This is a genomic window from Nocardia neocaledoniensis (assembly GCF_029868625.1).
GTDB lineage: Bacteria > Actinomycetota > Actinomycetes > Mycobacteriales > Mycobacteriaceae > Nocardia > Nocardia neocaledoniensis_A.
In genome coordinates this window covers 1-4752 of sequence record NZ_JARWOJ010000416.1, presented here as the reverse complement: position 1 = coordinate 4752, position 4752 = coordinate 1, and the positions used below count along the sequence as shown (strand labels likewise).

The following is a 4752-nucleotide window of genomic DNA, read 5'->3' as shown; positions in this document are numbered from 1 at the left end:
CCTTCGTTGCGCGCGACCACCGTGCCGCGGCTGGATCCCGCGGTCTGGCCCGCCGACACGGCCTCCCGGCCGCGCCGGGCGGCCCCCCCCCACACTCCCCGCGGGGCGGCGCCCGCCGGGCCCGCCCCCCCGCCCCGCGCCTGCATCAACAGCAGGGTGGCCACCAATCTGTCCGCTCGCATACTCGGTGATTCTGCCGAACAAAGTGCTCATTCGGTGAGCACTTTGCCTGACAGAGTCGTTCTCGACACCGACGACGACCCAAGGAGCTGACATGCTGCGCGGAATGGCCACCACCACCTACTACGCCGACGACCTCACCGCCGCCAAGGACTGGTACACCGAATTCCTCGGCCTCGCACCGTATTACGAGGTGCCCGGCGGCTACTACGAATTCCGTGTCGGCCCGCTGCAGGCCGAGCTCGGCATCATCAACCGTGCCTACGCCCCGGCGGGCGCGCGCAACGCGCCGGGCGGCGGCGGGGTGGTTTTCTGGCAGGTCGACGACCTCGGCGCAACGTTCGCCCGGCTGCTGGAGCTGGGCGCCACGGAATACGAGCCGATCACCGCGCGCGGCGATGGCGAGGGGTTCGCCACCGCCGCTGTGCTCGATCCGTTCGGCAATGTGCTCGGCATCATGAGCAATCCGCACTTCGTCGCGATGACCGAGCCGGCGGCGGCGCGGCACTGATCGCCCGCCGAGACGGATTCGGAGGTCAGGCGGGGAACCAGCGCTCGAGGACGGTGGCGACGCCGTCCTCGAGCACGTCGCCGGTCACCTCGTCGGCGAGGGCGCGCACCGGGTCGGGCGCGTTCGCCATGGCGACGGAATGCGCGGCCCAGCTGAACATCTCGCGATCGTTGAAACCGTCACCGATCGCGAGCGTCGCCGCCGGATCGACGTCGAGGGCCTGCCGGAGCCGTTCGAGCGCCCAGCCTTTCGACACCCCTCGCCGCGAGACGGTGACCCACGGCCCGAATTCACCGTGCACCCACGACGCGTCGGGGACCTCGAGCGCGGCGAGCAGGCGCACCATCTCCTCGACCGTGCCGCTGGGCCACCAGCCGTTGAGCCTCGGCGTGGGCGCGCTACTCAGCAGTTGGTGATCGACCAGCCGGAAGTCACCGATCGGGAACTCACCCGGCCCGTGTCCCGTCGCCCAGGTACCCTCCCCCACCCGTTCGGCCGCGAAGACCATGTCGGGGAACAGGGTCCGCAGCGCCAGCACGGCGGGCGCGGGGTCGAACGACTGCACGGCGACCGGCTCGCCCCGCGCGACATCGACGTGCACGGCGCCGTTGGAGCACAGCGCGTGCCCCTCGGTGAGCCCAAGTCCTTTCAGTACCGGCAGCGTCGTCACCACCGTGCGCCCGGTGGTGACGACCACGTGCGCACCCGCCGACACCGCGGCCGCGACCGCCGTCGATACCCGTGCGCTGACTTCGAATCCGTCGACGAGCAGCGTCCCATCGACATCGAGCGCGATGAGTTCCGGCGCTCCCCCACGTACACCCATCACCCCATTGTGCCCGCCCCCACCGACACCCACGCTCGATTTCGCGACCGAAGACAGCCCATCAGCGCTGGTCCCACCCCCGCGGAAAGCCCAGCGATCAACGAGCTTTCGCACGAACCACACAACTTCGTCCCCCGTCGTGACTTCACGGATGCCACCGGGTGCGGAGCAGACGTGCCGGCAGCTCTGTCGGTCCAGGCCGTTGCCGCCGCGCGAGACCGAGGCCGTTGAAACCACCTCGCCAACGGCGACGCGGCGACCCGAACCGGCCGTATACCCAGGCGCCCGATCACTATTCGAGGTTCAGTGGTTCCGACGCGTCCCCTTCGGCAGCCCTAGCTGTGGCGGCGAGAACGGTGCGCCGCGCGCCCACTACGCCGCCGATCGAGCCGGGGCGCGATGACGTGCCCGCCACGCAGATCGCTCACCACGCCGACCGAGCCGGAGCGCGGTCACGTGCCCGCCGCGCGGATCGCTCACCTCGGGTCCTGGGCACGGCGGCCGTCTCAGCGGCGGTAACCGCCGCCACCACCGCCACCGCCGCCGCCGCCACCACCGGAAGCACCGCCCGAGGAGCCGCCGGAATCGCCGCCTCCTGAGGCCGCTCCGCCGGTGGTCCCACCGCTGGACGCACCGCCCGACGTACCGCCGCTCGTCGCACCGCCGGACGTACCGCCGCTGGACGTGCCGCCACCGGAGGCGCCGCCCGAGGTGCCGCCGCTAGAGGCGCCGCCCGACGTACCGCCACTCGAAGCACCGCCCGAGTCGCCGCCACCGGAAGCCCCACCGCTGGACGCGCCCCCACTCGAAGCACCACCGCCGGACGCACCGCCGGAAGCGCCGCCGCCGGAAGCGCCACCACTCGAGGTCCCACCGCCGGACGTACCGCCCGAGGACGCACCGCCGTCGGTACCGCCCGTCGACGCCCCGCTGTCACCGGTGCCGCCGGGGGAAGTCGTCCCGCCGGTGGTACCGCCGGGTGAAGACGTCCCGCCAGTGCTGCCGCCGGAGGCGGTGCCGGTACCACCCGATCCGATGCCCGGCACACCGCTGCCGCCGGTCGATGTGCCCGGAGTGGTTGTGCCCGTGCCGGTTCCACCGGTCGTGGTGTCGCCGGTCGGCGTGCTCGGCGACGGGTCGACGCCGGGCAGCGCGGCCCCGGGTGACGTCGAGGTTCCCGGCAGCGAGGAACCCGGTGTCGTCGATGTGCCGGGAACCGAAGTCCCCGGCGAAGTTCCGGGCACCGAGGGGTCGGTGGGGCCGGGGCCCGTGATGGGGTCCAGGTCGGGGGATCCCGGGTTGGTCGGCACGTTCTGGGGCTGTGCCGACTTGGCGAACGGCAGCGGGTTGATGAAGCTGGCCGGGTCGCCGTAGGTGGTGCGGGCCAGGACCGGTGACTTGCAGTCGTTGCGGATGTCCTGGTGGCCGCCGCCACCCCGTTCGCCGCCGCCGACCTTCTTGCCCGCCGGCTTGTTCGGCGCCACGATCATCTCGTACGCCGTCTGCGCGGCGGCGGCCGCGCTCGCGACCCGCACGCGGGCGGTGTGCGGGTCGACATTGCCGACCAGGCCCGAGGTCTGCGCGGCGACGAAGTCGGCGCTCATGTCGTAGAGCAGCGCGTCGGCGGGCGCGCCGAGCACGGGGAAGCGTTCGAGCGCCGGGGTCAGGCCCGGGTCGAAGGGACTGCCGAACACGGTCATCGCCGACATCGCGAGCGCGGAAACAACTGCCGCGCTGGAGAATACGGCCACGTGCGGCGCGGACGGACCATGCTGCTGCACGGGCGCGAAGGTACGGGCCGCGAGTGCCGCCGCACCCGCGGCGACCACCTGACCGGGATCGGCGACGGTGACGAGCGGGACGCCGAGTTCGGCGAGGGTCTGCGCGACCTCGGGCGGGCGAGAAGCCCCGCCGACGACCAGGATTCGCGACAGATCGGCCAGCCGCAGCCCTGCCGCCGCCACGGTCTTGCTGACCAGCGGGAAGGTGTCGCGGATGTGCTCGGCGCGCAGCGCGTCGATGTTCACCATCGAGGTGAGCGTCTGCGTGGCGCGGCCCGAACGCGGGGAGCCCGCGTAGCGAGCCACCATCTCGCCCAGCGGCTTGCCACCGAAGTCGGTGCAGCGCACCGGCGTTCCGATCATCGGATGATGCGGCCAGTCCGGGCCGACCCGCAGCACGGTGAGGTCGAGACTGTTCGCGCCGAGGTCGTAGACGAGGACGAAGCCCGGCGCGAGCGGGCCCTGGTCGGCGTCGAGCCACTCGGCGGCGGCGACCGGCTCCGGCGCGAGCAGCACCTGCCCGGCGCCGGCCAGGTGCAGCGCCTGCCCAAGCAGGGCGACCTGCTTGTCGGAATACACTGCCGGATAAGTCAATACGACACCGGGCGCCGGCTCGGCCAGTTCGATGAGCCCGGTGGCGACAGCGGCGATCAGGTTGGTCGCCGAGTAGAACCGGCCGCCGATCACCATCGGCTCCGGCTCGCGGCTCAGATCCGCGAAATCGGTGATGGCCGAGGCGAATTCGTTGATCGCCCCGATGCGGGGGCGGCCCGCGTCGTCGAAGGTGAGTGCGGTGCGACGTGTGCGCACCGTCGGCTTGGCCGGATCATCGGCGACGACCGCCGTCATCGCATTGACCGTACCGATACTTAAGCCCAGACCTCTGGTCATGTAATTGCTATCCCGTCAACGCACCGTGACCACGTCCAGCACGCGAGCGCACCATGTGGCCGCGGTCGTCTTCCAAACAGCTCGCATAGATTAACCGGCATAAAGCCGAATTGCTGCCTGATTGATACGAGACACAGGACCTTTGGCCCTTGCACGGCAGTTTTTGCAGGTAGATCGGCTTGCGGTCATGCGTCCAGTCCCCTGAACGGCATGTCGGCGACCCGCAGACTCCGAGAAGCAGCTACCCGCGAGTAATCGCAATAAGCCCCCAACGATTACATTCCTACGGTTTGTTATTGCCTACTTTTCGCGCACTTACCGACTGGTAACCGATTCAATTGCCACTCGAATGAATTCGAAAATCGACATTTCAGTACATCGCACATAGAAGTACACTCCAAACCCAATGACACGTCAATAGGGTGGCCGCGCGAACGCCGAAGGGCCCCCCCCCCGGTAAGGGGGGGGGGGGGGGGGGTGGGGGGGGGGCCGCCGGGGGGGGCGGGGGGGGGGGCGGGCGGGGCGGGGGGGGGGGCCGCCCCCCCCCCCCCCCCCCCCGGGGG

3 protein-coding genes and 1 pseudogene are annotated in these 4752 nt (G+C 70.9%); 1 reads left to right on the top strand and 3 read right to left on the bottom strand.

What is annotated here, in order from left to right; translation table 11 throughout:
* A pseudogene (locus QH270_RS32685) lies at positions 1-182 on the bottom strand (hypothetical protein); the annotation flags it as partial.
* Between the two features lie 92 nt (positions 183-274).
* Between QH270_RS32685 and QH270_RS32680 the strand changes: the two are divergent.
* Positions 275-691, top strand: coding sequence for a VOC family protein (locus QH270_RS32680; RefSeq protein ID WP_280348507.1), 417 nt, complete (start codon positions 275-277; stop codon positions 689-691).
* Positions 692-716: 25 nt separating this feature from the next.
* Here the strand turns inward: QH270_RS32680 and QH270_RS32675 are convergent, their stop codons facing one another.
* Together QH270_RS32675 and QH270_RS32670 are read right to left on the bottom strand one after the other, a co-directional pair.
* The gene (locus QH270_RS32675; RefSeq protein WP_280348504.1) at positions 717-1517 is read right to left on the bottom strand and encodes an HAD family hydrolase; all 801 of its coding nucleotides are present in this window, start codon (positions 1515-1517) and stop codon (positions 717-719) included.
* A 506-nt stretch (positions 1518-2023) separates the two neighbouring features.
* A complete protein-coding gene (locus QH270_RS32670) occupies positions 2024-4147 on the bottom strand; it encodes an Hsp70 family protein (RefSeq protein ID WP_280348502.1) in 2124 nt (707 codons plus the stop codon).
* Positions 4148-4752 lie beyond the last annotated feature (605 nt).

What these genes read in the sequence shown, in the direction of transcription:
- QH270_RS32680 (WP_280348507.1), top strand. Translation starts at nt 275, where the DNA reads ATGCTGCGCGGAATGGCCACCACCACCTACTACGCCGACGACCTCACC.
- QH270_RS32675 (WP_280348504.1), bottom strand. Translation starts at nt 1,517, where the DNA reads ATGGGTGTACGTGGGGGAGCGCCGGAACTCATCGCGCTCGATGTCGAT.
- QH270_RS32670 (WP_280348502.1), bottom strand. Translation starts at nt 4,147, where the DNA reads ATGACGGCGGTCGTCGCCGATGATCCGGCCAAGCCGACGGTGCGCACA.